Below are 25,535 nucleotides of genomic sequence, written 5' to 3'. Positions count from 1 at the left end.
GAAAAGCTTTCTTTTTGCGCGTTATGTGCTGGATGGCGCGGACTTGCAAGCGCTTCTGCAAAGAATCGTGCTTCGTCTGACGTAATCGCACAGGGCACGTGCAAATATCTTCCATTGGTTGCCAGTTCAACCAATGACTTCCCCACCCCCGCATTCCTAAAGTTTTCCTTGCAGCCCGCCGTTATGCAGTAGGGCGGCGGCGCCCGTTGCTTTCGCACGGCCGTACGACCCGGACTTTACAGGGCGCGAGAGGCGAAAGCGCCTGGGCGCGCAGTACGACCGACGGTGACGCATGTGAGCTCCCGCAACGAAATCTACTCTTTGCCGCGTGGCAAGCTGGCCCGTTGGCTAACCGAGCCCGGGCAGGACACGCCGCACGAAATCCGTGTCGCCCTTGTCGGCACCTTGTTCGGAACCCTGCCGATCTTCTTTGGCGGTGTATCCAATACCGTGGCCGTGGCGTGGGTCCTCGCTTGCCGTCACGCAACGCTGCCGTTCAAGTGCTGGCTCATCGCCGAAATCGTCGTTTGCGCGGTGCGCCTCGCGACGCTCGCCCTGTCACGCCGCCGGGCAAGGGAGGGCAAGAGCACGCCCACCGACTTCTATATTCTTCTCGCGCCGTTGTGGGGCGCGACGGTCGGCTATGGCGCGCTCGTCAGCGCCATGAGCCGGGACTGGGTATCCGCTACGCTCGCTTTTCTTTCCGCTGCCGCCATGGTGGGCGGGATCTGCTTTCGCAATTTCGCGGCGCCGCGACTGGTGGCAGTCATGATCTGCCTTTCGCTCGGCCCGTGCTGCATCGGCGCGCTGCTGGGCGGCGAGCCGGTCCTCCTGCTCACGCTCCTGCAAATTCCGTTCTATCTGTTCGCCATGAGCGCCGCCGCGCGCCACCTGAACGCCATGCTCATTTCGACAATGAAGGCCGAACGGGAAAACAGCCATCGCGCGCGCCATGACGCCCTCACGGGACTCCTGAACCGGGATGGCCTGTTCAGCGCGGCCGGAACGACGAGCGCGTCGCCCCTCAAGGCGGGCATGACAGTGTTCTTCGCCGATCTCGACGGCTTCAAGCTGATCAACGACGCGCATGGCCACAAGGCCGGCGACATGCTGCTCGTGCAGGTCGCGAGCCGCCTGCGCATGCTGGCCAGCGCGGGCGCATGGGTGGCGCGCATGGGCGGCGACGAATTCGTCATCGTCGACCCTCAGGTGGACCGGGCGCCGCGCGATTGGGCCAGCCTCGTGACCGAAGCGATCGAGCGGCCGTTCGAACTTGCGCCGGGGCTGCAGGTGAGCGTCGGGGCGAGCGTCGGATTCACGACGGTCGCGGCCGATGACCTGGACTTCGATCTGGTCCTGCGCCGCGCCGATCTCGCGATGTACGCCGTCAAGCGCGAGAAGGCGCAGGGCGAACAGGTTCCGGCGCTTGAAAGACCCGCATGACGCACACCGGGCGTGCCGCTTGCATCAGGGCTTTGCCGCGAGATCCAGCAGGCGCACCGCATTCTCTTTGAGGATCAAGGGCCGCACCTCCGGCTTGATGTCGAGCGTATCGAAGTCCGCGAGCCAGCGGTCCGGCCGGATCAGCGGGAAGTCGGATGCGAACAGCACCTTGTTGCGCAACAGCGTGTTCGCGTACTTCACCAGTTCGGGCGAGAAGTATTTCGGCGACCAGCCCGACAGGTCGATGTAGACGTTGGGCTTGTGCAGCGCGATGGAAAGCGCCTGCTCCTGCCACGGCCACGAGGGATGCGCGATCACGATCTTCATGTCGGGGAAGTCGGCGGCCACATCGTCGAGATAGATCGGCTCGGAATACTTCAGACGCAATCCGCCGCCGCCACGCATGCCCGAGCCCATGCCCGAGTGGCCGCTATGAAACACGGCGGGCAGGCCATATCCGGCAATCACTTCGTATAGCGGATACGCCAGCCGGTCGTTGGCGAAAAAGCCCTGCATGGTGGGGTGAAACTTGAAGCCGCGCACGCCGTGATCCTCGATCAGCCGCCGCGCTTCGCGCGCGCCGAACTTGCCCTTGTGCGGGTCGATGCTCGCGAACGCGATCATGATGTCGGCGTTTTGTTGCGCGAAGCCGGCGATCTCCTCGTTGTCGATGCGGCGGCGCCCGATATTCGCCTCGCAGTCCACCGTGAACATCACGAAGCCGATCTTGCGCTCGCGGTAGTGCTCGATCGTTTCCGCAATCGTCGGACGGCGGCCAAGCTTTAGCACGGTCCCGAAGTATTTGTCGGCGGCCTCGTCGAATTCCTTCGCGAAGAGGTCGGGCGGCTGGCAGCACGACACTTCGGCGTGGACGTGCGTGTCGATGGCAACGAGCGGGTCGATGTTCAAGGGTGTCTCCCTGTTTTTGTCATTTGCAGCGGGCTCGCCTCAAGCGGCGCGCAGATTGCGCACGCAGGCATGCAGCAGCACGTGCAGTTTTTCCGCTGTTTCGGTATCCATATCGTCGAGCATCGCGCCTTCCACGTGATCGGCGGCGGCGTCGCATTCGCCCAGCAGCGCGTTGCCGGCTTCGGTGAGCGAAAGCAGCACCACGCGGCGGTTCATCGGGTCGGCTTCGCGCATGACCCAGCCATTCGCCTCCATCGTCTTCACGACTTCGTTGGCCGCCTGCGGCGTGATGAACGAGCGCTCGGCGAGTTGCGCGTTGGAGGCGCGCCCGCGCGCGCGCAGCACGGAAAGCGCGGTGTACTGCGGCAGCGTGAGACCGTGGCGGGCGAGCGCTTCCGTCAGGCGGCGGGAGACGACGCGGTCGAGCTGGCCGATCAGATAGCTCAGGCGCATGGGCGGCACGGTGTGCAGGCTGCCTTCGGCGGACGGTTGCGCGGTTCGGGAGCGCGGCGCGGTGGGGGGCGTTTTCTGGGTCATCGCGTTTTACGGGTTTGTACCGACGAGATCATATTCTACTTTACATATCAGGTAACCTGATAGTAAATTGATTTCAAGCCGCGAGTGCGGCAGTGTCCACGGAGATAGAGAATGAGTTACGAAGGTCGCTGGAAAACGGTCAAGGTTGCAGTGGAGGGTGGCATCGCCTGGGTGACGCTCAATCGCCCGGAAAAGCGCAACGCCATGAGCCCGACGCTCAACAAGGAAATGATCGACGTGCTCGAAACGCTCGAGCTCGACGCCGAGGCGCAGGTGCTCGTGCTGACCGGCGAAGGCTCGGCGTGGACGGCCGGCATGGACCTGAAGGAATACTTCCGCGAAGTCGACGCGGGCCCCGACGTGCTGCAGGAACGCATCCGCCGCGACGCGAGCCGCTGGCAATGGCAGCTGCTGCGCATGTATTCGAAGCCGACCATCGCGATGGTCAACGGCTGGTGCTTTGGCGGCGGTTTCTCGCCGCTCGTGGCATGCGATCTCGCGATCGCCGCCGACGAAGCCACGTTCGGCCTTTCGGAAATCAACTGGGGCATTCCGCCGGGCAACCTCGTGAGCAAGGCAATGGCCGATACCGTGGGACACCGCGAGGCGCTTTACTACATCATGACGGGCGACACCTTCACGGGCCAGCAGGCCGCGAAAATGGGGCTCGTCAACAAGAGCGTGCCGCTCGCGCAGTTGCGCGAAGAAACGATCGCGCTTGCGGCGAAGCTGCTCGACAAGAACCCGGTCGTGCTGCGCAACGCGAAGCACGGTTTCAAGCGCTCGCGCGAACTCACCTGGGAGCAGAATGAGGACTACCTCTACGCGAAGCTCGACCAGGCGAACCATCGCGACAAGGAAGGCGGCCGCGAGCAGGGCCTCAAGCAGTTCCTCGACGAGAAGAGCATCAAGCCGGGCCTGCAGGCATACAAGCGCTGATCGCTCACAACGCACAAGGACGGAGGAGACAACGACATGCATGAAACTGGCCTCTTGATCGGCGGCGCGGCGCGCGCCGCGTCGAATGGCAAGACGTTCGAGCGCATCGATCCGGCCACGGGCGCGGTGGCGACGCGCGCGGCAGCCGCCACGCAGGAAGATGCCGACGCGGCCGTTGCCGCCGCCGCGCGCGCCTTTCCCGCGTGGGCCGCGCTCACACCCACGGAGCGCCGCAAGCGCCTCTCGGTTGCCGCCGACAAAATGGATGCGCGCACAACGGATTTCATCGCCATCGGCGCGGCGGAAACGGGCGCGATGGCGAACTGGTACGGCTTCAACGTGATGCTCGCGGCCAACATGCTGCGCGAGGCGGCTGCCATGACCACGCAGATCGACGGCGCGGTGATCCCCTCCGACGTGCCGGGCAGTCTCGCGATGGCCGTGCGCCAGCCGTGCGGTGTGGTGCTCGGCATGGCGCCCTGGAACGCGCCGGTGATTCTCGCCACGCGTGCGCTCGCCATGCCGCTCGCGTGCGGCAACACGGTGGTGCTCAAGGCTTCCGAAGGGTGTCCTGGCGTGCATGCGCTGATCGGCGAGGTGCTCAACGAGGCAGGGCTCGGCGAGGGCGTCGTGAACGTGCTCACGCATGCGCCGGAAGACGCGCCGGCCATTGTCGAGCGTCTGATCGCCAACCCTGCAGTCAAGCGCGTGAACTTCACGGGCTCGACGCGCGTGGGCCGCGTCGTCGCGCAGCATTGCGCACGGCATCTGAAACCGGCGCTGCTCGAACTGGGCGGCAAGGCACCGGTGCTCGTGCTCGACGACGCCGACATCGACGCGGCAGTGGAAGGCATTGCTTTCGGTGCGTTCTTCAACCAGGGGCAGATCTGCATGTCGACGGAACGCGTGATCGTCGATCGCAAGATTGCCGACGCGTTCATGGAAAAACTCGTTGCGAAGGCGCGTACGCTGAAGGCCGGCGACCCCGCGCAGCCGGGGTCGGTGCTGGGTACGCTGGAGAGCGAAGCGTCGGCGCGGCGCATCCGTGCGCTTGTGGAAGATGCGCGCGAGAAGGGCGCGACGCTGCCGCTGGGCTGCGAGGTGAACGGCGCGATCATGCAGCCCGTGATTGTCGAAAACGTCACGCGCGAGATGAAGCTCTATGCGGACGAATCGTTCGGCCCCGTGGTGACGGTGCAGCGCGTGGATGGCGACGACGAAGCGCTGCAGGTGGCGAACGACAGCGAATACGGTCTTTCGGCGGCCGTGTTCAGCCGCGATATTGCGCGTGCGATGAACGTGGCGAAGCGCATCGAATCGGGCATCTGCCATATCAACGGGCCGACGGTGCACGACGAAGCGCAAATGCCGTTCGGCGGCGTGAAGGCGAGCGGCTATGGGCGCTTCGGCAGCAAGGCTTCGATCGCCGAGTTCACCGACCTGCGCTGGATCACCGTGCAGACCGGCCCGCGCCACTATCCGATCTGAACGCGTTCACAACATGAAACACCGGGCCGGCAGCGCCGACACACGGCGCTGACCGGCACCGGCCAGACAAAGGAGACAGGCTTTGGATTCGGAGCCGACCCAAACGCACGCGCGCGCGCGCGTGCAGCCGGACTTCGCCGGCTACCGCGCCGTCGCGATCGGCTCAGCCGCGCCGCAGATCGAACTGCGTGGCGACTGCTGGTATTTGCGCTCGACCGAGACGCTCGAGGACTTCCCCGCACGCGTGACCGACCGCCTCGCGAGCGGCGCGCGTGCGCATCCAGACCGCTGGCTCGTGGCGCGCCGAGGCGCCGATGGGCAATGGCAGGGCATCAGCTACGCGCAGATGCTCGAGCGCGCACGCGCGATCGGGCAGGCGTTGATCGAGCGGGGTTTGTCCGCTCAGCGTCCGGTCGCGCTGCTTTCGGGTAACGATCTCGAACATTTGCAGATGGCGTTCGGCGCGCTGTGGGCAGGTGTGCCCTACGCGCCCATTTCACCCGCGTATTCGCTCGTGTCGAGCGACTACGGCAAGCTGCGGCACACGCTGGGGTTGCTCAACCCTGGTCTGGTATTCGCCGCCGATGGCCCGGCTTACGCGGCAGCACTCGATGCGGCCGTGCCCGACTCCATTGAGCGCGTGGTGGTGACACCCACGGGAGGCGCGCGCCGCGAGACGCCGTTTGAGGCGTTGCTTCAGACGCAGCCGGGCAGCGTCGAAGATGCGCAAGCGCGCGTGAACGGCGACACGATCGCGAAGTTCCTCTTCACCTCGGGATCGACGCGCCTGCCCAAGGCCGTGCCCACCACGCACCGCATGCTGTGCAGCAACCAGCAGATGCTGTTGCAAACCTTCCCGCAGTTCGGCATGGAGCCGCCTGTACTCGTGGACTGGCTGCCGTGGAACCACACCTTCGGCGGCAGCCACAACGTGGGCATCGCGCTCTACAACGGCGGCACGCTCTATATCGACGATGGCAAACCCGTTGCGGGCCGCTTCGAGGAGACGCTGCGCAACCTGCGCGAAATCGCTCCGACGCTCTACTTCAACGTGCCCAAGGGGTGGGAAGAACTGACCGCGGCGCTCGAAACCGACGCACGCCTGCGCGAGACGTTTTTCTCGCGTGTGAAGATGTATTTCTTCGCGGGAGCGGGGCTCTCGCAGGCAGCGTGGGACCGGCTCGAACGCGTGACGCAGGCCCATTGCGGCGAGCGCATCCGCATCATGGCGGGGCTTGGCATGACCGAGACCGCGCCGTCGTGCCTTTTCACGACCGGGCCGGTGATGGGCTCGGGCTATATCGGGCTGCCCGCGCCGGGCTGCGAGACGCGTCTCGTGCCGGTGGACGGCAAGCTCGAAGCGCGCTTTCGCGGACCGAACGTGATGAGCGGCTACTGGTGCGCGGACGAGTCGGACCGTCACGACGTGTTCGACGAAGAGGGCTACTACCGTACCGGCGACGCCGTGCGCTTCGTCGATGCCGAACGCCCCGAACTGGGGCTGCTGTTCGACGGGCGCATTGCCGAGGACTTCAAGCTCAGCTCCGGCACGTTCGTGAGCGTGGGGCCGATGCGCGCGCGCATCGTCTCGGGCGGCGCGCCGTATGTGCAGGACGCGGTGATCGCGGGCATGGACCGCGACGACATTGGCGTGCTGATTTTCCCGCGCCTCGATGAGTGCCGCCGGCTCGCGGGGCTCGACGCGGGTGCGGCAGCGCGCGACGTTCTGGACTCGGCTGCGGTGCGGGATTTCTTTGCTGGCCTCATGGAGCGGCTGAACCGCGACGCAACGGGCAGCGCGACCCTCATCACGCGGCTTCACGTGATGGACGCGCCGCCTTCGCTCGATCTCGGCGAGATCACCGACAAAGGGTCGATCAATCAGCGCGTCGTGTTGAGCCAGCGCTCGGCGCTCGTGAATGCGCTCTATGCCACGCACGGTGAGAGCGCCGCAAGCGCGCGCGTGATTTTCGCGCGTCATGTGCAGCAAGTCTAAGGAACGGTCACGATGAGTCTCGACTATCAGGTTCCGCTGCGCGACATGCGCTTCGTGATCGACGAATGGATCGACGCGCCGGGGTGGTGGCGCAGCGTTCCCGCATGGGAAGACCTCGACAGCGCGACGGCGCAGCAGGTGCTCGAAGAAGCCGCACGATTCGTAATGGAACGCATCGCGCCGTTAAACGCGCGTGGCGACCTCGAAGGTTGCCGCTTCGAGCGCGGCGAGGTCGCGATGCCAGCGGGCTTTCGCGAGGCATATGCGGACTTCGTGGCGGCAGGCTGGCCCACGCTCGCGCTCGATGCCGACGCGGGCGGTCAGGGCTTGCCGCAACTGCTCGAAGTCGCGTTCCAGGAAATGCTCGCGGCGGCCAATCATGCGTGGCTGATGTCGCCCGGCCTCACGCACGGCGCGACGGCGTGCCTGATGGCGCACGGCTCCGATGCGCTCAAGCGCGACTGGCTGCCGAAGATCGCAAGCGGCGAATGGCTCACGACAATGTGCCTGACCGAGCCGCAGGCGGGCAGCGATCTCGCGCTGCTGCGCGCGCGGGCGGCGCCGGACGCGGCGCACGACGCGTGGCGTATCGACGGCAGCAAGATTTTCATCACGGGTGGCGATCACGATCTGACCGGGAACATCGTGCACCTCGTGCTCGCGCGTCTGCCCGACGCGCCGCCGGGGACGAAAGGTCTCTCGCTTTTCCTCGTGCCGAAATGGTTCCTGGGCGAGAACGGCGAGCGCGTGCGTAACGGCGTGCATTGCGAAGGCATCGAGAAAAAGATGGGTCTGAAGGCGAGCCCGACCTGCTCGATGCGTTTCGAGCAGGCGCTGGGGTGGCTCATAGGCGAGCCGCACCGCGGCCTCGCTTCGATGTTCGTGGTGATGAACGCGGCACGCCTGCAGGTGGCGATGCAGGGCGTGGGCCACGCGCAGCTTGCCGCGCAGCGCGCCCATGCCTACGCGCACGAGCGCGCGCAGATGCGCGCCGTGAGCGTGCCCGCGCACTACGAAGGCGAGCCCGGAAAGGCCGCGCCGATTGCGTTTCATCCGGCCATGCGGCGCATTCTGCTCGATTTGCGCGCGACCGTGGAAGGCGAGCGGGCGATAGGCTACTGGACCGGTTACTGGCTCGATGTGGCCGCGCGCGATCCCGACGCCACAGAGCGCGAGGCGGCCAGGCAGCTTGCCTCGCTGCTCACGCCTGTCGCCAAGGCGTTCTTCACCGCCAATGGCTTTGCGGCTGCGTCGAGTGCGCTACAGGTGTTCGGCGGCTACGGCTACATTCACGAGTACGGCGTGGAGCAGACCGTGCGCGACAGCCGCGTCGCCATGCTTTACGAAGGCACGAACGAAATTCAGGCCATCGATCTGCTCGTGCGTAAGGTGCTGGGCGATGGCGGCGAGGCGTTGCGCGCCTTGTTGGCGCATGTCACGGCGGAGGCGGCGCACTGTATGGCATCTGGCGATCCGGCGCTGAACGGCGCGGGCGCACGGCTCGACGCGCTGGCTGCCGACGTGCAGCGCATCACTGGTGAAATCGGGCAGGGCAGTGCCGACGATCGCGAGTTGCCCTACCGCGTAGCCGACGACTACCTCGCGCTCCTCGGCTGGCTGCTGCTCGCATTCGCATGGGCGCGAACGCTGCGTATCGCGTCGAACGCACCCGCCGGCGATCCGTTCTATGCCGGCAAGCTCACCACAGCGCGTTACTTCTTCGCTTACCCGCTCGCGGCGTTCGATCACCGGTTGCGGCTCATCGAAGCGGGCTGCCGCGCTCCGCTACTGCACGTTTGAAAATTTTTCAGCACGTAGATTAGGCTAACTAACTAGTGCCGGCGCGGTGAAAGGCCGCGGCATTCCATTACAAAACGAGGAGGCAACGTGTCGTCATCGACTACGCAGGTGGGCGCCCGCACGGCGGCGGGCGCCGCATGGGTGTTGGGTTTGTGTCTGATCGTGGCGGTGCTGGAGGGCGTCGATCTTCAATCGACAGGGGTTGCCGCGCCGCGCATGGCGCGCGAGTTCGGTCTTTCGGTCAGCCAGATGGGGCTCGCGTTCAGCGCGGGCATGCTGGGGCTCCTGCCCGGCGCGATGATCGGCGGACGCCTCGCGGACCGCATCGGACGCAAGCGCGTCCTGCTGCTCTCGATGGTGGCGTTCGGCGTGTTCTCGATCTTCACTGCCCACGTGTGGAGCTTCGCCTCGCTGCTGGCGGCGCGCGTTTTGACCGGCATCGGCCTGGGCGGCGCCATGCCGAACCTGATCGCGCTCTCGGCCGAAGCCGTGGCGCCGCGGCTGCGCAATACGGCGGTCAGCATCATGTATTGCGGCATGCCGCTCGGCGGGGCGCTTGCGGCGTTGATCGGCGTGCTCAGTGCGGGCGATACCGGATGGCGGCATATCTTTTACGCCGGCGGCGTCGGTCCGCTCGTGGTCGCGCCGCTGATTCTCGCTTGCCTGCCGGAATCCGCAGCCTATGAGGCCGCCGCGAGCCGCGCGCAGTCCACGCAGGGCGGCCCGCCGCCCACGTGGCGCGTGCTGTTCGGCGAGGGCCGCGCCAGGGTGACCGCGCAGATCTGGATCGGCTTTTTCTGCACGCTCATCGTGCTGTACTTTCTGCTCAACTGGCTGCCCTCGCTGATCGTGAGCCGCGGCCTCACGCGCAGCCAGGCCGGTGTCACGCAGATCTTTTTCAACGTCGGCAGTGTGATCGGCGTGCTTGGCATCGGCGTGCTGATGGATCGCGTGAAGCCCGGGCGTGTCGTCGCGGCTGTCTACGCGGCCATTGCGATTTCGCTCTTCATGCTCGCGGGCGCGGACAATCTGTTCTGGATCTGCGTTTCGGTGCTGCTCGCGGGCATGGGCGTGGTGGGCGCACAGTCGATGCTGTACGCGCTTTCCGCCGCGAGTTACGCCACCGTCATGCGCGGCACCGGCGTGGGCGCGGCTGTAGCGGTGGGCCGCGTGGGTTCGATCGTCGGTCCGCTCGCGGCCGGGCAATTGCTGGCGGGCGGCGCGAGCGCCACGACGGTGATTGGCGCGAGCGTGCCGGTCACGGTGGTGGCGGCGCTCGCGGCGCTGCTCGCGGTGCGGCGCGCGCGCACGTCGTGACGCGCGGCGCCGCATCGAAGCGTCAGAGATCGAGCACGAGCATGGGCGTGCGCGAGCGCGAGCAGCACGGCAGCAACTGGTCGTTTGCGGCGCGCTCCTCGTCGGTCAGATAAAGATCGCGATGGTCCGGCTCGCCGGCTAGCACGCGCGTGAGGCAGGTGCCGCATATACCTTGCTCGCATGAGACCGGCACCTCGACGCCGCCCGCCCGCAGCGCTTCGACGATCGATGTCCCGGCCGGGACGTCGAACACGCGCTGGCAGCTCGCCAGCGTGACCTGGAAAGCGCCGTTGGCGTCGGCGTCGGTGCTTGCGGACGGCTGAGCGGCGCCGAAGTACTCGCGATGCACGTTCTGCGCGGGCCACCCCGCGTTGGCCGCTGCGCCGAGCACGGCTTCGATGAAGCCCGCGGGGCCGCATACGTAGGCATGCTTGCCGTCGTGCGGCGCGCCGAGCACCCGTGCGAGGTCGATGCGGGCATCGGCTCCCTCGCTGTCGAAATAGAAGCGTGCGTGCTCCGCGAAGCCCGCTTCGGCCAGCCGCTCGCGAAACGCGGCGCGTTGCGGGTCGCGGGCGCAGTAGTGCAGCTCGAATGTGCGGCCTTGCTCGCGCAACTGCTCGGCCATGGCCATGAGCGGCGTGATGCCGATGCCGCCCGCGAGCAGGATGGTTTGCGTGGCGCGATCGTCGAGTGGGAAATGATTCTTCGGCGTACTGATTTCAAGGATCCTGCCGGCTTCGAGCGCGTGCATCGCGACGGAGCCGCCGCGCGAAGCCGCGTCGCGCAGCACGCCGATGCGGTAGGCGCCCGCTTCGGAGGGGCGGTTGCAAAGCGAGTACTGGCGCACGAATCCATCGACGTGGACGTCGATATGGGCGCCCGCCTCGAACGCCGGGAGCGGCGCGCCGTCGGCGCTCGCCAGTTCGAAAACGCAGATGTCGGTGGCTAGGGGAATCTTGCGCAGAAGGGTGACTTTCATGATGCGTTGGGGCAAGAGAAGGAGGGCGGCCGCGCGTGCGCACGCGGCCGTGGCTTCAGGTCGGTCAGGCAGCCGTAGCGGGCGCGCCGCGCTCGGCGGCGATCAACCGGTCGAGCACGCGGCGCGACTGCACGCCGCCCGCATCGATGTTCAGGCTCAGAATGCGGCGTTCGGGCCACGTGAGCAGATTGCGCTGCTGCGATTCGAGCATGTCGAGATCTTCCGCGAAGATCTTGCCCTGGCCCGCGCGGATCGTTTCGGTGAGCGCCTGATCGTGCACGGCGAAGCTGCGTGCCATGCCCCAGAAGTACCAGATCGACGTTTCGGTCTCCGGAGTGATGAAATCGACGACGATGCTCGACGCCTTGTCGCGCGTCTCGGCGTCGTATCCGCCCTTGCCCGCGTGCGCCACGCCCACTTCGATCATCACGTGGCTGGGCGGCGAGAAGTGGCAGATCTGCCAGCGGTCGCAGGGCACGTTGTCGGCGAGGCCGTTGCCGCGCAGCGCCGCGGCCCAGAACGGCGGCGGCATGATGTTGTGCATGAAACGGCTGGTCGTGACCACGTCGCCGTTGACCGTGGTCCTGGGCGGCGCTTCCTCGATCTCGGGCTGGCCGATGCTCGAGGCGTGCACGTAGGTTTCGTGCGTGAGGTCCATGAGGTTGTCGACCATCAGGCGGTAGTCGCACTGGATGTGATACAGGCCGCCGCCGTAGGCCCACGCGGGATTGTCGGCCCACTCGAGGTGATGGATCGTTGCGGGGTCGGCCTGCGCGGCATCGCCGGGCCACACCCAGATGAAGCCATGGCGTTCGACCGCGGGATAGCTGCGCGCGGACGGAATGCCGCCTACGCGCTGGCACGGCATGCTCACGCATTTCCCGCCCGCGCCCACCGTGAGGCCGTGATAGCCGCACACCAGGTGCCCCTCGCGCACGGTGCCGAGCGAAAGCGGCGCGCCGCGATGCGGGCAGAAGTCTTCGAGCGCGGCGACGCCGCCATCGGCCGTGCGCCAGAACACCATGCGCTCGCCGCAGATTTGCCGGCCAAGCGGCTTGCCGTCGATTTCATCGGGGGTGCACGCGACATACCATGCGTTCTTCAGGAACATACGTCTCCTCCAGCGCGCTTCGTTGCGCCTTTGTTCAGGGTGGGGGGCGGCACGCGTGCCGCCGTTCAGGTCAAGCCAGGGCGCCGCACGTCGCTAGCGCGGATTGCGGCGAATGAGGTTGCCGCCAATCAGTCTCGTCATCGCGCGCTGATTGTCGAGCACGCGCTTGAGGTTTTGATGGGCGATATGCGAGTGCTCGCGCATCAGCGCTTCGGCACGCGCGCCTTCGCGGCTTTCGATCGCTTCGAGCACCGCGCGATGCTGGGCTTGCGCCACGATCAGCGTTTCGCGCGCACGCGGGTCGAGCGACTGCACGACCACGAATGCGCTTGCCGAGGCGAACGGCAGCGTCGCGACTTTTTCGATCTGCCGTGCAACGACTTCGCTATCCGAAGCAGCGGCGAGCAGGCGATGAAAACGGCCGTTGGCTTCGACATAGCGCGAGAAGGTTTCCTCGCTCAGTTCGCCTGCGAGCAGTTCGTCGATCTCGTCGATGCAATCGTGCAGGTCGCGGAACATCGAATGGGTAATGCCGCGTTCGGCGGCAAGGCGTGCGGCCAGCCCTTCGAGCGTGCCGCGCAGTTCGATCGAGTCGCGTATTTCGTTTTCCGAAAACGAGCGCACGGCGTAGCCGCCGCTCGGAATCGGTTCGAGCAGCCCTTCTTCCTGCAGACGCATGAGTGCCGCGCGCACCGGCGTGCGCGACACGCCAAGGCGCTCTACCACGCCCAGTTCGGAAATGCGCTCGCCGGGCGCGAGTTCGCCGCCGAGTATCAGTTCTCGCAGCCCGAGTTGGGCTTTGACGGTCTGCGAAGCGGCGGAGCCGGCGCGCGTGCTGGCGGGGGTGTCGTCGATGCCGTTCATGCGTATGGGCGTGGTCGGAAACGGGTGTGAATGGCGCGCGAATGCAATCTGCTGGTCGCGTCGTGTTGTGTACGGATTGTATACAGGCATCTGGAAAAATCAATCAAACCAACGCCAAAATCCGGGTAAACGTGTAAGGGCAAGCCGAATGCAAAGGTAAATTGTGTACATCAGGGGTCATTAAGTTGGGCTTCTAAAACTTCCGCGCGGGGCCGTTCGCGAAGATCGGAATTCCGGGCAATCCGCCCTTCGCGCCGCAATTCGACTGGGACCGCATGGCCGGCGCCACGGTCGGGAACCCGGTCAAGTATCAATCACCGAAGTTTGGTGGATTCAGCTTCGGCGGCTTGTACGGCTTTGGCGGTATTCCGGGCGCATTCGGACGCGGCAACACCGTCAGCGCGGGAGCGAATTACACCAACGGTGCGTACGGCATGGCGGCGGCGTCTACGGAGGCAAAATACGTCGAGGATGGCGAACCCGATGTCGGCATTCGCAACTGGGGGGTGGGCGCGCACTACGACTTCGGCAAGGTCATGGCGACGCTGCTCGTGACGACCGTGCGCAACACCTGCAACGGCGGCGCGATCGCTCAGGCCGAGGTGGGCGCGAACTGGCTGCTCGCGCCGGCTCGGGCGATTGGGGCCGACTACATGTACATGAAGGGCAACGCGTACCTCGACAACAATCACGCCCAACAGATCACCGCTATCGTCGATTACTTCCTGTCCAGGTGTACCGTCGTCTGTGGGGAGACCGTGTATCTGCGTACCAACGCAGGGGCGCAGGCGCTGATCAGCGGCGTGCTCGATCCCGATGGCACGTCGAGCGGGCCCAATCAGTTCATCGCATGCGTGGGTGTGCAGACGCGCTTCTAAACTCAGGCGCTTGCCGGCGCCGTGCTTGAAACGACATACCGGTTTTCCGGTAACGCGTCGCGGCGCGCCTTCAGCCTGCTATCCGGGCGCCAGGCATAAGCATCAAATCGATGCGTATTTTGTCCCTGGAAAAATAACGTTTATTTTTCCGGGGCTGAAGTGACATAATCTTTTCCCCGCTGGCGCGGCGCGCAGCGGGTCACCGCACATTCCGTTCATAACCCTCTTGTCGACCCCGCCAATCGCAGGGTCACACGCGGTCCTTTTTTTAATGTTAATTTAAACGCTATTCCTGATTGGCCATTTAAACGGCGATTTTCCCCATTTTTTGGTGCGAAATTGCCGAACAATGGCTTTTATTATTCGCCACACACAAAACAGTCATCGAAACATGAACGACCGTTCTCCCAATCTCGCGCCCGCGCCGCTCGCAGAGACGACGCTGCGCCAGTGGCTGTCCGTCTTTGCCGTGGCGATCAGCGCCTTTGCGTTCGTGACGTCCGAGTTCCTGCCGGTCGGTTTGCTCACCGAGATCGCACGCGATCTCGGCGTGACGGCGGGCACCGCTGGCCTCATGGTGACCACGCCGGGTGTGATGGCCGCGATCTTCGCGCCGGGCCTGATGATGTTTGCGGGACGCATGGACCGGCGGCAGGTCTTTCTGTTGCTCACGGCCATGCTGCTCGCATCGAATATCGTCTCCGCACTCTCGACTGATTTCGCGCTCATGCTGGTGGGCCGCGCGATGCTCGGCGCGGCGCTCGGCGGCTTCTGGACGCTCGCGACCGCAGCGGCGGGGCGACTCGTGCATACGAGCGACGCCGCGCGCGCCACGGCGATCATCCTGACCGGCGTGACCTGCGCGACGGTGATCGGCGTGCCGGTCGGCACGTTTATCGCCGGGCTCGCGTCGTGGCGCATGTCGTTTTTCGTGACGGGCGGCCTCGTCGCGCTCGCGCTGATTGCCCAGGCGCTGCTGGTGCCGTCGCTGCCTTCTGCCGCCGCATTGCGTCTTGCCGATTTCGTCACGCTGCTGCGCCGCCCGCATGTGCGGCTGAGCATGCTGATGGTCGCGCTCGTGTTCGGCGCGCATTTTTCGACGTACACCTTCATTTCACCGCTGCTTCAGCAGGACTTTTCGATGGGCGCGATCACGCTGCTGCTGCTCGCATTCGGCGTGATCGGCTTTTTCTCGAACGCGTTGACTTCGGCGTTCGTCGCCACGCGCTTGAAGTCGGCGGTGGCGACGATGACGGCGCTGCTGTTGTGCGCGATCTCGGCGATGATTCTGCTCGACCACGCACGCATTGGCGAAATCGCGGCGATGCTGATGTGGGGCGTCGCGTTCGGCGCGATTCCGCTGTGCTTTTCCGTGTGGATTCAGCGCGGCACGGCCGATCAGGCCGAAGCGGGCTCGGCGATGTTCGTGAGCGTGATCCAGGTGGCGATTGCGCTGGGCTCGTCGGTGGGCGGCGCGATCGTGGACCGTGCGGGCATACGCGCGGACCTGGTGCTAGGCTGCGCGCTCGCGGTGTTCGGACTGGTGACGTTGCAGCGGCTTGCGGCCATGGAGCGGCCGGCGCGGGCCGCGGCGCTTGACTGCGAATGCAGCCCGTCGCTCGACTGAAACGGGAGCGACGCAAGGCGGCGAGCCATCGAGTTCGCCGCACCGTGTGGCGCGAAATGGGTACGCGTGTTCCGGGTCTGCGCAAAGAGACCTGATACCCATGCACCACGTTAGCGCACAGCACCACGCTAACGTTTGTGAGCGGGAATGAATGTTCGTCCGCAGGCGCTCGGCAATTCGCGCGAGCCCGGCTCACGCGTCTCCCTCAAGTGACGCCCGGTTTCGGCCGATATGCAATGGGGTTCTCCTGCGTTCCGCGGGGTCCGCCACTCCCGAACTGAAAGCGAGCGTTACGTGCACGGAATCAAGTTGACCTGGCTGCTGCCCGGTTTGATCGGCATGCTCTTGCTTCTGGGTTGCGATCCGCACAATGGCGCCCGGAGCAGCAAGGCCGCGCCGGCACGGACCACCATCACCGCACTGATCTGGGCGCCGGACTGGCCGGAGGAGATGCTCCAGATCGCCGCCGAGTTCGACAGACTCAATCCCGATCTGCACGTGAACGTGCAGTTCATGGTCGGCAACTCGGTCGAGGAGAACATCAAGCCGCGCGTGGCGGCAGGCACGCTGCCGGACCTCGTCAGCATCAATCCGAACGCCTATGCCGCTGAGCTGGCCGACCAGGGCGTGCTTGCCGATGTCCGCCAGAGCTCCGCATGGAAGAACATGCTGGACCCGCTCAAGGCCGACTGGACCAGCCGCGACGGCAAGGGGTTCGGCATTTCGGGCGGCGTGGCGACGACGATGATCTATTACAACCGGGCCATGTTCGCCAGGGCCGGTATCGATACGCTGCCCACCAATTTCGATGAATTCCTGGCGGTATGCGCCAGGCTCAAGCAGGCGGGAATGATTCCGGTGATGTGGAACGGCGGCTTTCCGAACATGCTCGGCAACGGACCATTCGCGTCCGGCTTTGCCAACAATGTGGTCGCGCGCGAACCGCACTGGAAAGAGAGGATGGCGGACGGCACATTGAACCTGGATACGCCGGCGGTAGCCGACATCTTCGCCAGGATCGCATTGATTCCCGCACGCGGTTACGCCCAGCCATCGTTTATGACGACGGGATACGACGAGGGCATTCGCCTTTTCAGGGAGGGCAAGGTGGCAATGGCATTCCAGGGCAGTTGGTCCGCCGGCCTCATGCTGCGTGGAAACGACTTCTCGGTGGGAGTGTTCGTGCCGCCCTGGAACGCGCGCGGCCAACGCGTCGTGCCGGTGCTCGGCAGCGAAACGGGCTTTGCCGTTTGCGAAACGCCCAACAAGGCCGCGGCCATGCGTTTCCTGGAATTCATCGCCGGCAAGGGATTCCCGATTCTTCAGAGGAAGCGCCACAACGTTTCGCCGTTTCAGCAAGGCATGGGCACCGTGGTGAGCGACGTGGAGATCGTCGACTACACGAATGCGCTCAGCCGCTATCCGGTCACGGCAAGCCCCTATTATTCGTCGCTTCCTTCCAACACGATTGAGCTCGTGCACAAGTTGATGCAGGATGTACTGCTCAGGAAAATCACGCCCAGGCAGGCTGCGCAGCGCCTGGACATCTCGGTCAAGACTGAAGCGAAGATGCACTACAAATGAATGCAATCTCCGCGCGGCTGCGACGCGCTTTCGACTACCTTTGCCAGGATTTGCTTCGACGCGTCGAAATTCGCTATCGGCTGATTGGCGCTTTCATTCTGTTGGCGCTGCTGCCCATTATCATTTCGGGCTGCATTTCCTATGTGAAGTCGGTCGCGGCGATCAAGGAAAATGCGGAGATCTTTTCGAAAGAGGTCGTGAGGCAGGTTTCGAGAAATGTCGGGCTGCGCATGCAGCAAATCGAAACGGAAAGCAATCTTCTCGTACTTTCGGACCGGGTGCAGGACGCGCTGGCGAGAGCGGCAAGCGGCGGCGCCAGGGAGCAGAGCGAGGCGCGTGAGGACATGACGCGTTTGCTGCTGGAGCACTACGGGTCGGTCGATTTCATCAATCAGAAATATTTTCTCGACCAGAAAGACCGGATTCTGGATACGCAGGCGTTTGCGCAGTTGACTACGGGGGTGACGGCGCTCGTCGGCGTCGCGCAAGAGTCGCAGGAACGCACCTACTGGGGCAGCTACGACGATGGGGTCGGCCAGCAGAATCTGGGCATGGTGCGCGCCATCTACAACAAGAGCGACAACACGAAGCTCGGCAGTCTGGTTCTGGTCGTTCGCCCTGAATATTTCTCGACGATTTTCAACGACGTCGCGACAGGCAGCGGGACCGAAATTTACGTGTTCGATGCGAGCGACAACAAGATCATCGTCGTCCCGAATAATGCGTCGTCGCCCAGCGCGGGCGCCACGCCCGAACCTGGCCTCATTGAAGATATCACCCGCCACCGCCTGTCGGGCGAGTCAAGCCGGTTCGTCAATTTCGCCGCAAAACGCGGCGGGCATTTTCTTGCTGCCTACGCACGCATTCCCGGCACGAGCTGGTTCGTCGTCAGCACGATCGCGGAACAGAGTCTCACTGCGGAGGCACAGGCCGTACGCAACCAGATCGTGGTGGTCGGCATTTCCGGGTTCCTGCTTTCCATTTTCCTCGCCTACTTTATTTCGAACAGTATATCGGCGCCGCTGCGCGACCTCGTGCGACGGATGCACGACACGGGCGAGGATGCCGGCGCTGTCGAGGACGGCGGCACGGAAGGGGCGGGCCCGCTCGGCGGACCGGACGAACTGGCGCGCCTCGCGCAGCGTTTCGAGCGCATGCGCACGGCGATCAGGCAGAAGATCCACAAGATCAACGAAATCAATGCATCGCTCGAACAGGCTGTCGTCGACCGAACGGCGGAACTCGTTGCCCGCGAACGGGAGGCGCGCACGCTGATCGAGAATTCGCCCGATACGATCACGCGATATGACCGTGAGCTGCGCCGCACCTTCGCCAATCCGGCCTTTTGCACGTCGGCGGGGTGCGATCTCGCTACCGCCCTCGGCAAGCGGCCTTCGGAGCTCCCCGGCGGTGCGAATGCGCTGGTCTACGAAAGGAAGATCGCCGAAGTCATCGCGACGGCAAAAAGTGCGCAGTTCGAACTGCGGTGGGCGGGAAAGGACGGGCAGGAGCAATGTACTCACATTCGCATCACGCCCGAGATCGATCGCTCCGGCTATGTCACATCCGTGCTCGCCGTCGGTCGCGACCTCTCCGACCGGATGGCGTTCGAGGCCACCATCTGGAAGCAGGCCAATTTCGATGCGCTGACGGGTCTGCCGAACCGGCAGCTATTTCACGATCGTCTCACCGAAGAGGCCGCGCTCGCGTGCCGTTCGCAAAGGCGCGTGGCCCTGATGCTGATCGACCTCGATCGCTTCAAGGAAGTGAACGACTCGCTGGGCCACGACCGCGGCGACGTGCTGCTCATCGAAGCGGGGCGCCGCATTAGCGCAAGCGTGCGCAATCTGGACACCGTCGCGCGACTGGGCGGCGACGAGTTTACGGTGATCCTGCCCGATCTCGAAGACATGGAAGCGGTCGAACAGACCGTGCGCAGTATCAATCGCAGATTGACCGAGCCATTCAAACTCGGCGCGGACGAGGTCTATATTTCGGCAAGCATCGGCGTCACCGTTTTCCCCGACGACACCGTCGAACTCGACGCGCTGTTCAAGAACGCCGACCAGGCCATGTATGCGGCCAAGAATGCCGGACGCAATCGCTTTAGTTACTTCACGCCCGACATGCAACTGGAGGCGCAAACGCGCTTGCGTCTGACGAGCGACCTGCGTGCAGCGCTTCCTCGCAATCAGCTTCGGCTGCTGTATCAGCCAGTCGTCGATCTGGCAACGGGCCAGGTCCGCAAAGCGGAGGCGCTGATACGCTGGCTGCATCCCGAGCGGGGCATGATCAACCCGCTGGAATTCATTCCACTCGCCGAAGATACCGGACTGATCATTCCGATTGGCGACTGGGTGTTCCGGCAAGCCGTGCAACAGGCGCGGCTATGGCGCGAGCGATACGATCCGTCGTTCCAGATCAGTGTCAACATGTCGCCGGTGCAGGTCCGCCAGGACAGCACGCTCGGCGCGAGGTGGCATGACTATCTCAATCGTGAGGGCATGCCGGGACAGAGCGTGGTGGTGGAAATTACCGAGGGGCTGCTGCTGCAGGCTGAATCGCATATCGACGAGAGGCTGCTCGATTTCCGTCTTGCGGGCATTGGCATTTCGATCGACGACTTCGGGACCGGTTATTCCTCGCTGGCCTATCTCAAACGCTTCGACATCGATTACCTGAAAATCGATCGCTCATTCGTCCAGAACCTGAGCGTGGACGAAAACAATCAGGTGCTATGCGAGGCGATGGTGGTGCTTGCGCACAAGCTGGGCATCCAGGTCATCGCCGAGGGCGTGGAAACGGTCGAGCAACGGGATTTTCTCAAATCAATGGGCTGTGATTTCGCGCAGGGCTATTTGTACTCCATGCCCGTCGCGCCGGAGCCGTTCGAACATCTGGTCTGGCCGTTGATCGCAGAAGGGGCGGCTGGCGAGCAGGGGCGAAGCAATAGCTAACGAATCGATGCCGCCAGCATCGTATCGACTCACTGCGCCACGAACCGAAAGGCGCGCGATTGACGCGTTGGCTTGACGACATATCAACCCGCGTCGCTCGCCCGCCGCCGCCACGCTTACTGCGCGAGCCAGCCTCCGTCCACCTTGAGCTCGGCGCCGCGCATCTCGTTCGCTGCCTCCGAGCACAGAAACGCCGCTACGCCGCCAATTTGCTCGACCGTCGCAAAGCTTGCCGACGGTTGTTTTTCGCCGAGCAGTTTCAGCGTCGCGTCTTCGACGGAGATTGCCTCGCGGCGGGCCAGATCGTCGATCTGCTTCTGCACGAGCGGTGTGAGCACCCAGCCCGGACAGATCGCATTGACGGTCACGCCGCTGCGCGCGGTCTCCAGCGCGGCGACCTTGGTGAGCCCGATCACGCCATGCTTGGCTGCGACATAGGCCGACTTGCCGACCGAGCCCACGAGCCCGTGTACCGAAGCGATATTGATCACGCGTCCCCAACCCGCTGCGCGCATGATGGGAAGCGCCGCGCGCGTCGCGTGAAACGTCGCGCTCAGATTGATCGCGATGATCTGATCCCAGCGCTCTGCCGGGAAGTTCTCGATCGTTTCGACATACTGAATACCCGCGTTGTTGACGAGAATATCGAGCCCGCCGAACGTGCTTGCCGCGAAAGCCACGAGGGCTTCGATCTCGGCGGGACGGCTCATGTCCGCGTTGTGATGCACGGCGCGCGCGCCGGCCGCTTCGATTTGCGCAAGCGCGGCCGCCGGATCGCCAAAACCGTTCACGACGATATTGGCACCTGCGCGCGCCAGCGCCGTCGCAATGCCGAGACCGATGCCGCTGGTCGAACCGGTGACGACGGCGGTTTTTCCGGCGAGGGAGAGCGTGTTGAGGAGAGGCATGAGTGAGGGCCTGGTACGAATGCGGGTTAGACGATACCGGTCAGGTAGAACACGGCGATGACGAAGAAGACCGCGAGCGTTTTGATGATGGTCACAGCGAAAATGTCGCGATACGATTCCCGGTGCGTGAGGCCCGTGACCGCGAGCAGCGTGATGACCGCGCCGTTGTGCGGCAGCGTATCCATGCCGCCGCTCGCCATCGCCACCACACGGTGGAGCACTTCCATCGGAATATGCATGGTCTGCGCGGTCTTGATGAAGGTGTCCGACATGGCGGCGAGCGCAATGCTCATGCCGCCCGACGCGGAACCCGTGATACCCGCGAGCGCCGAAACGGAAACGGCTGCATTGACGAGCGGATTCGGAATGGCCTTGAGCGCATTGCCGATCACGAGGAAGCCGGGCAGCGCCGAGATCACGCCGCCGAAGCCGTACTCGGATGCCGTATTGAGCGTGGCGAGCAGCGCGCCGCCCACGGCGGTCTTCGTGCCGGTCGCGAAGCGTTCCTTCACGCGGCCGAACGCCGTCGCGATGACGAGCAGAATGCCGGCCAGCAGTGCGCCCTGCACGGCCCAGATGGCCACCACGCTTTTCACAGCGACCGTCACGGGCGCATGAATGCCGGGCAGCACGTCCGGCGCAACGGTGAAGCTTTCGCCGTACCACTGCGGAATCCACTTCGTCAGCAGGAAGTTCGCGACGCCAACGAGCACGAGCGGCGCAATGGCCAGCGCCGGATGCGGCAGGTTGCCGGTCTCGACGCGCTCCGGTTCGTTCACGAGCGAAGTGCCATAGCCTTCGCCCTTCGCCATGGCGCTGCGGCGGCGCCATTCGAGGTACGTGAGGCCGACCACGATGATGAAGATCGAGCCGATCACGCCGAGCCAGGGCGCGGCCCACGCCGTGGTCTTGAAGAACGTCGTGGGGATGATGTTCTGGATCTGCGGCGTACCGGGCAGCGAATCCATCGTGAACGTGAATGCGCCGAGCGCGATCGCGCCGGGCATGAGGCGCTTGGGAATGTTGCTCTGGCGATAGAGTTCGGCGGCGAACGGATACACCGCGAACACCACGACGAACAGCGAGACTCCGCCATACGTGAGCAGCGCGCACACTGCGACGATCACGGCATTGGCGCGCGAGCGGCCGATGTAGCGGATCGCGGCGGCCACGATCGCCTCGGAGAAGCCAGATAGTTCGATGACCTTACCGAACACCGCGCCGAGCAGGAACACGGGGAAGTAGAGTTTGACGAAGCCGACCATCTTTTCCATGAAGATGCCGGAAAACACGGGGGCGACGGCGGAGGGATCGATCAGCAGCACGGCGCCCAGGGCGGCGATGGGCGCAAAGAGAATGACGCTGTAGCCGCGGTAGGCCACGAACATCAGGAACGCCAAAGCGGCGATCACAATCACAAAGGACATCTTGTCTCCAGTCGGTTATTCGTGCAGGTCTGTTTGTTGTTTGCGCGCGCCGAAGCTGGCGCGACCGCGCAATAGAGCACGATATGTGCCAGCGGGCGTAGAGCCTTGCGCGAAGCGGCGCGCAAACGGGTGGCATGGAACATGTGGGTGCGCTGCGGTGGTTGCGGCGGCGGCAAGTCTCAAAAGTGAGACGGCCAAGGCGGAAAAGCGCGCCGTGGCGAGCGAGCCCGCGCGTCAATCCGCGAAATTGCCGGGAATATGGCGCAATCTCATTTCTGAGATAATGCGTCCCGAAACTGGGAATTCGGTGACCGTGACAAACCACGTCAGGGCCGCGACCAAAGAAAAGCACCCAATGGAAATCGAAACGACCGCGCTGCTGGCCGACTACGACCACGTGCGCAAGCTGGCGATGCAATCGCTCTTTCAATCGCTCGACAAGTTCAGTGAAGGCACTGTGATCGTTGATCGCAACGCGCGCGTGGTATGGATCAACCGCGATTACGCGGCGCGCTTCGGCTTTAACGATCCCACGGCGGTGATCGGTCTCGATTGCGAAGCCGTCATTCCGAACAGCATGATGCGCGACGTCGTGAAGGGAGGCGAGCCCATCCTGCTCGACATTCTCGAGACCGATCGCGATCCGATCGTCGTCACGCGTTTGCCGATCAAGGACGACAACGGCGAAACGATCGGTGCCGTCGGCTTCGTGCTGTTCAACGAACTCAAGGGGCTGTCGCCGCTATTCAGCCAGTACGCGCGGCTGCGAGCCGAACTGATCAGCACGCGTCAGTCGCTCGCGCAGGTGCGTCGCGCGAAGTACAGCTTTTCGAGCCTGATCGGCACGAGCGCCGCAAGCCTCGAAGTGAAGCGCCAGGCGCGCCGGGCTGCGCGTCTCGCGTCGCCGGTGCTGTTGCTCGGCGAAACGGGCACGGGCAAGGAGCTGCTTGCGCACGCCATACACGGCGCGTCCGGACGCGCGGACGCACCGCTCGTGACGGTGAACGTCGCCGCGATTCCCGACACGCTGCTGGAACTGGAGTTCTTCGGCGCGGAGGCGGGCGCCTACACGGGCGCGGAGCGCAAGGGGCGCATCGGCAAGTTCGAGCTGGCGCAGGGCGGCACGCTATTTCTCGACGAGATCGGCGACATGCCGCTCGCGCTGCAGGGCAAATTGCTGCGGGTTTTGCAGGAGCAGGAGTTCGAGCCGCTCGGCTCGAATCGCATCGTGCGCACCGACGTGCGCATCATTGCGGCGACCTCGGCGGACCTGCCCGCGCTCGTGGCGCAGGGCCGGTTTCGCGCGGACCTCTACTATCGGCTCAACGTCCTGATGATTCGTGTGCCGCCGCTGCGCGAGCGCCTGGCAGACATCGAGGCGATGGCGTATTCGATTCTCGACAAGCTCGCGGTGGAGAGCGGTGCGGGGCATCTCGAACTCGACAAGGATGCGCTTGCAGTGCTGTGTGCGTACACCTGGCCGGGCAACGTGCGTGAGTTGCGCAATACGCTCGAGCGCGCGGTGCTGCTATCGGATAGCGAGCGCATCGATGCGCGCTCGCTCGCGCGCTTCATCGGCGATGGGCGCGGACAGCGCCGGGACGAGGCGGAGGGCGATCCGCACGACACGCCGGACGGTGCCGGCGTGCAGCAGGATCCGCCGTACCAGCAGTACGGCGAAGCAATGCGCGATTACGAACGCCGCTTCCTGACCGAAGCGTTGCGCGTAGCGGGCGGGCAGGTGACGAAAGCCGCCGCGCAGATCGGCATGGCGCGCGCGACACTGTACCGGCGCATCGTCGCGCTGGGCATCGACGTTTGATGCCGCGAGTCCGTGCGGTCACCCGCCCGCGATGAGTTGTTTGCGCGCGGCCTTCACGCGCGCGACATGCGCTTCGTCCCAGTCGTAAAAACCCGCGCCGCTGCGCACACCCACGCGGCCTGCCTGTACTTGCGCGCGCAACAAATCGATCACGTCTTCGTCCTTCGCGAGTTCGGGCATGAGATGCGAGGCGATGTCGACGAAGGTGTCGAGGCCGCCCATGTCCGCGCTCTCGAATGGGCCGACGATGCCCCACCGGCGGCCGAGCGACGCCTTCATTACGCGGTCCACCACTTCGGGACTCGCCGCGCCCGAACGCACGATATTGAGCGCCTCGCGCAGCACCGCGAATTGCAGCCGGTTGCCGACGAAGCCGGGGATCGCCTTCGCGAGCACCACGGGCTCCATGCCGATCGCGCGCATGAGCGTCTCGGTCCGCGCGGTGACGTCGGGCGTGGTGGCGCCCCCCGGCACGACTTCGACGAGCGGGATCATGTGCGGCGGATTCCAGAAATGCGCGATCACGAAGCGCTCGGGTGCGGCTAGCGGCCCTGCCAGCAGATCCGGCTCGAAGCCGCTCGTGTTGCTCGCGAGAATCGCGTCGGGGGCCAGCACTGCTTCGATTTGCGCATAGAGCCGGTGCTTGAGATCGAGCACTTCGGGCACGGCCTCGAAGACGAACTGGGCGTCGGCCATGGCTTCGAGTGTTGCGCTCGTTTCGATACGCGCAAGCGCGGCTGCACGTGTGGCCGCATCGATGCGGCCCGCGTCGGTCAATTCGTCGAGCACGGCTTGGGCCTTCACGGGCACGCTCTCGAGCCGTGCGGGATCGACGTCATGCACGATCGTGCGCAGGCCGTGCAGTGCACATTGCGTCGCGATGCCGACGCCCATCAACCCCGTACCGACCACGCCCGCCACCGTCACCGTTTTCTTCATGCTGCGTCAT

At 64.7% G+C, this 25,535-nt stretch carries 19 protein-coding genes; 11 read left to right on the top strand and 8 right to left on the bottom strand.

Translation table 11 applies throughout. The features are described 5' to 3' along the window. Positions 1 to 294 precede the first annotated feature (294 nt). Complete coding sequence (locus BHE01S_RS21745) at positions 295 to 1,443, top strand: GGDEF domain-containing protein (RefSeq protein WP_042267715.1); 1,149 nt, start codon at positions 295 to 297, stop codon at positions 1,441 to 1,443. 24 nt (positions 1,444 to 1,467) lie between these two features. Here BHE01S_RS21745 and BHE01S_RS21740 read toward each other — a convergent pair whose 3' ends face one another. Together BHE01S_RS21740 and BHE01S_RS21735 are read right to left on the bottom strand one after the other, a co-directional pair. Beyond that, positions 1,468 to 2,352 carry an amidohydrolase family protein gene (locus tag BHE01S_RS21740; protein ID WP_042267562.1) on the bottom strand — a complete coding sequence of 295 codons (885 nt, stop codon included), beginning with the start codon at positions 2,350 to 2,352 and terminating at the stop codon, positions 1,468 to 1,470. 39 nt (positions 2,353 to 2,391) lie between these two features. Beyond that, complete coding sequence (locus tag BHE01S_RS21735) at positions 2,392 to 2,889, bottom strand: MarR family winged helix-turn-helix transcriptional regulator (protein WP_042267559.1); 498 nt, start codon at positions 2,887 to 2,889, stop codon at positions 2,392 to 2,394. Between the two features lie 111 nt (positions 2,890 to 3,000). On the opposite strand from BHE01S_RS21735, the gene BHE01S_RS21730 reads away from it, so the two are divergent. The 5 genes from BHE01S_RS21730 to mhpT all read left to right on the top strand — a co-directional run bounded on the left by BHE01S_RS21730 (position 3,001) and on the right by mhpT (position 10,429). Beyond that, a complete protein-coding gene (locus tag BHE01S_RS21730) occupies positions 3,001 to 3,828 on the top strand; it encodes a p-hydroxycinnamoyl CoA hydratase/lyase (protein ID WP_042267557.1) in 828 nt (275 codons plus the stop codon). A gap of 36 nt (positions 3,829 to 3,864) precedes the next feature. After that, positions 3,865 to 5,316: an aldehyde dehydrogenase gene (locus BHE01S_RS21725; protein ID WP_042267556.1), complete on the top strand. Its 1,452-nt coding sequence runs from the start codon at positions 3,865 to 3,867 to the stop codon at positions 5,314 to 5,316. An 82-nt stretch (positions 5,317 to 5,398) separates the two neighbouring features. Then, positions 5,399 to 7,312, top strand: a complete 1,914-nt coding sequence (locus BHE01S_RS21720) for a feruloyl-CoA synthase (protein WP_042267554.1) — start codon at positions 5,399 to 5,401, stop codon at positions 7,310 to 7,312. A 12-nt stretch (positions 7,313 to 7,324) separates the two neighbouring features. After that, positions 7,325 to 9,112: an acyl-CoA dehydrogenase family protein gene (locus tag BHE01S_RS21715; RefSeq protein ID WP_042267553.1), complete on the top strand. Its 1,788-nt coding sequence runs from the start codon at positions 7,325 to 7,327 to the stop codon at positions 9,110 to 9,112. A gap of 87 nt (positions 9,113 to 9,199) precedes the next feature. Then, positions 9,200 to 10,429, top strand: a complete 1,230-nt coding sequence (gene mhpT / locus BHE01S_RS21710) for a 3-(3-hydroxy-phenyl)propionate transporter MhpT (protein ID WP_042267550.1) — start codon at positions 9,200 to 9,202, stop codon at positions 10,427 to 10,429. Positions 10,430 to 10,451: 22 nt separating this feature from the next. Here the strand turns inward: mhpT and BHE01S_RS21705 are convergent, their stop codons facing one another. The 3 genes from BHE01S_RS21705 to BHE01S_RS21695 form a co-directional block, all read right to left on the bottom strand. Continuing rightward, positions 10,452 to 11,408: a PDR/VanB family oxidoreductase gene (locus BHE01S_RS21705; RefSeq protein ID WP_042267548.1), complete on the bottom strand. Its 957-nt coding sequence runs from the start codon at positions 11,406 to 11,408 to the stop codon at positions 10,452 to 10,454. Between the two features lie 64 nt (positions 11,409 to 11,472). Next, positions 11,473 to 12,519, bottom strand: a complete 1,047-nt coding sequence (locus BHE01S_RS21700; protein WP_042267547.1) for an aromatic ring-hydroxylating dioxygenase subunit alpha — start codon at positions 12,517 to 12,519, stop codon at positions 11,473 to 11,475. Between the two features lie 93 nt (positions 12,520 to 12,612). After that, the gene (locus tag BHE01S_RS21695) at positions 12,613 to 13,383 is read right to left on the bottom strand and encodes a GntR family transcriptional regulator (RefSeq protein ID WP_042267546.1); all 771 of its coding nucleotides are present in this window, start codon (positions 13,381 to 13,383) and stop codon (positions 12,613 to 12,615) included. Positions 13,384 to 13,658: 275 nt separating this feature from the next. Here BHE01S_RS21695 and BHE01S_RS21690 point away from each other — a divergent pair, with 275 nt between their 5' ends. The 4 genes from BHE01S_RS21690 (at position 13,659) to BHE01S_RS21675 (ending at position 20,429) form a co-directional block, all read left to right on the top strand. Continuing rightward, a complete protein-coding gene (locus BHE01S_RS21690) occupies positions 13,659 to 14,261 on the top strand; it encodes a porin (protein ID WP_052406041.1) in 603 nt (200 codons plus the stop codon). A 391-nt stretch (positions 14,262 to 14,652) separates the two neighbouring features. Continuing rightward, positions 14,653 to 15,888, top strand: a complete 1,236-nt coding sequence (locus BHE01S_RS21685) for an MFS transporter (RefSeq protein ID WP_042267545.1) — start codon at positions 14,653 to 14,655, stop codon at positions 15,886 to 15,888. A gap of 339 nt (positions 15,889 to 16,227) precedes the next feature. Next, on the top strand, positions 16,228 to 17,472 hold the full coding sequence (locus BHE01S_RS21680; RefSeq protein ID WP_245639825.1) for an ABC transporter substrate-binding protein: 1,245 nt from the start codon (positions 16,228 to 16,230) through the stop codon (positions 17,470 to 17,472). Next, positions 17,469 to 20,429: a bifunctional diguanylate cyclase/phosphodiesterase gene (locus BHE01S_RS21675; protein ID WP_042267541.1), complete on the top strand. Its 2,961-nt coding sequence runs from the start codon at positions 17,469 to 17,471 to the stop codon at positions 20,427 to 20,429. Before BHE01S_RS21680 ends, BHE01S_RS21675 begins: the two co-directional genes overlap by 4 nt. A gap of 116 nt (positions 20,430 to 20,545) precedes the next feature. On the opposite strand, the gene BHE01S_RS21670 is transcribed toward BHE01S_RS21675, so the two are convergent. Next, positions 20,546 to 21,337 (bottom strand): 3-hydroxybutyrate dehydrogenase, encoded by a 792-nt coding sequence (locus BHE01S_RS21670; RefSeq protein ID WP_042267539.1) that lies wholly within the window; start codon positions 21,335 to 21,337, stop codon positions 20,546 to 20,548. Between the two features lie 26 nt (positions 21,338 to 21,363). Then, positions 21,364 to 22,764 (bottom strand): GntP family permease, encoded by a 1,401-nt coding sequence (locus BHE01S_RS21665; RefSeq protein ID WP_042267537.1) that lies wholly within the window; start codon positions 22,762 to 22,764, stop codon positions 21,364 to 21,366. 355 nt (positions 22,765 to 23,119) lie between these two features. Here BHE01S_RS21665 and BHE01S_RS21660 point away from each other — a divergent pair, with 355 nt between their 5' ends. Next, entirely contained in the window at positions 23,120 to 24,586 is a 1,467-nt protein-coding gene (locus BHE01S_RS21660) for a sigma-54 interaction domain-containing protein (RefSeq protein WP_042267536.1), read from the top strand. A gap of 18 nt (positions 24,587 to 24,604) precedes the next feature. Here the strand turns inward: BHE01S_RS21660 and BHE01S_RS21655 are convergent, their stop codons facing one another. Next, positions 24,605 to 25,525 (bottom strand): 3-hydroxyacyl-CoA dehydrogenase family protein, encoded by a 921-nt coding sequence (locus BHE01S_RS21655; RefSeq protein WP_042267534.1) that lies wholly within the window; start codon positions 25,523 to 25,525, stop codon positions 24,605 to 24,607. Between the last annotated feature and the right edge of the window lie 10 nt (positions 25,526 to 25,535).

The organism is Paraburkholderia heleia NBRC 101817 (genome assembly GCF_000739775.1).
GTDB classification, from domain to species: domain Bacteria; phylum Pseudomonadota; class Gammaproteobacteria; order Burkholderiales; family Burkholderiaceae; genus Paraburkholderia; species Paraburkholderia heleia.
The sequence above is the reverse complement of the archived record's forward strand: the minus strand, read 5'-3'. Positions and strand labels throughout refer to the sequence as shown.

What these genes read in the sequence shown, in the direction of transcription:
- BHE01S_RS21685 (WP_042267545.1), top strand. Translation starts at nt 14,653, where the DNA reads ATGAACGACCGTTCTCCCAATCTCGCGCCCGCGCCGCTCGCAGAGACG.
- BHE01S_RS21715 (WP_042267553.1), top strand. Translation starts at nt 7,325, where the DNA reads ATGAGTCTCGACTATCAGGTTCCGCTGCGCGACATGCGCTTCGTGATC.
- BHE01S_RS21695 (WP_042267546.1), bottom strand. Translation starts at nt 13,383, where the DNA reads ATGAACGGCATCGACGACACCCCCGCCAGCACGCGCGCCGGCTCCGCC.
- BHE01S_RS21680 (WP_245639825.1), top strand. Translation starts at nt 16,228, where the DNA reads ATGCTCTTGCTTCTGGGTTGCGATCCGCACAATGGCGCCCGGAGCAGC.
- BHE01S_RS21705 (WP_042267548.1), bottom strand. Translation starts at nt 11,408, where the DNA reads ATGAAAGTCACCCTTCTGCGCAAGATTCCCCTAGCCACCGACATCTGC.
- BHE01S_RS21665 (WP_042267537.1), bottom strand. Translation starts at nt 22,764, where the DNA reads ATGTCCTTTGTGATTGTGATCGCCGCTTTGGCGTTCCTGATGTTCGTG.
- BHE01S_RS21660 (WP_042267536.1), top strand. Translation starts at nt 23,120, where the DNA reads ATGGAAATCGAAACGACCGCGCTGCTGGCCGACTACGACCACGTGCGC.
- BHE01S_RS21670 (WP_042267539.1), bottom strand. Translation starts at nt 21,337, where the DNA reads ATGCCTCTCCTCAACACGCTCTCCCTCGCCGGAAAAACCGCCGTCGTC.
- BHE01S_RS21700 (WP_042267547.1), bottom strand. Translation starts at nt 12,519, where the DNA reads ATGTTCCTGAAGAACGCATGGTATGTCGCGTGCACCCCCGATGAAATC.
- BHE01S_RS21690 (WP_052406041.1), top strand. Translation starts at nt 13,659, where the DNA reads ATGGCCGGCGCCACGGTCGGGAACCCGGTCAAGTATCAATCACCGAAG.
- BHE01S_RS21675 (WP_042267541.1), top strand. Translation starts at nt 17,469, where the DNA reads ATGAATGCAATCTCCGCGCGGCTGCGACGCGCTTTCGACTACCTTTGC.
- BHE01S_RS21655 (WP_042267534.1), bottom strand. Translation starts at nt 25,525, where the DNA reads ATGAAGAAAACGGTGACGGTGGCGGGCGTGGTCGGTACGGGGTTGATG.
- BHE01S_RS21735 (WP_042267559.1), bottom strand. Translation starts at nt 2,889, where the DNA reads ATGACCCAGAAAACGCCCCCCACCGCGCCGCGCTCCCGAACCGCGCAA.
- BHE01S_RS21725 (WP_042267556.1), top strand. Translation starts at nt 3,865, where the DNA reads ATGCATGAAACTGGCCTCTTGATCGGCGGCGCGGCGCGCGCCGCGTCG.
- BHE01S_RS21730 (WP_042267557.1), top strand. Translation starts at nt 3,001, where the DNA reads ATGAGTTACGAAGGTCGCTGGAAAACGGTCAAGGTTGCAGTGGAGGGT.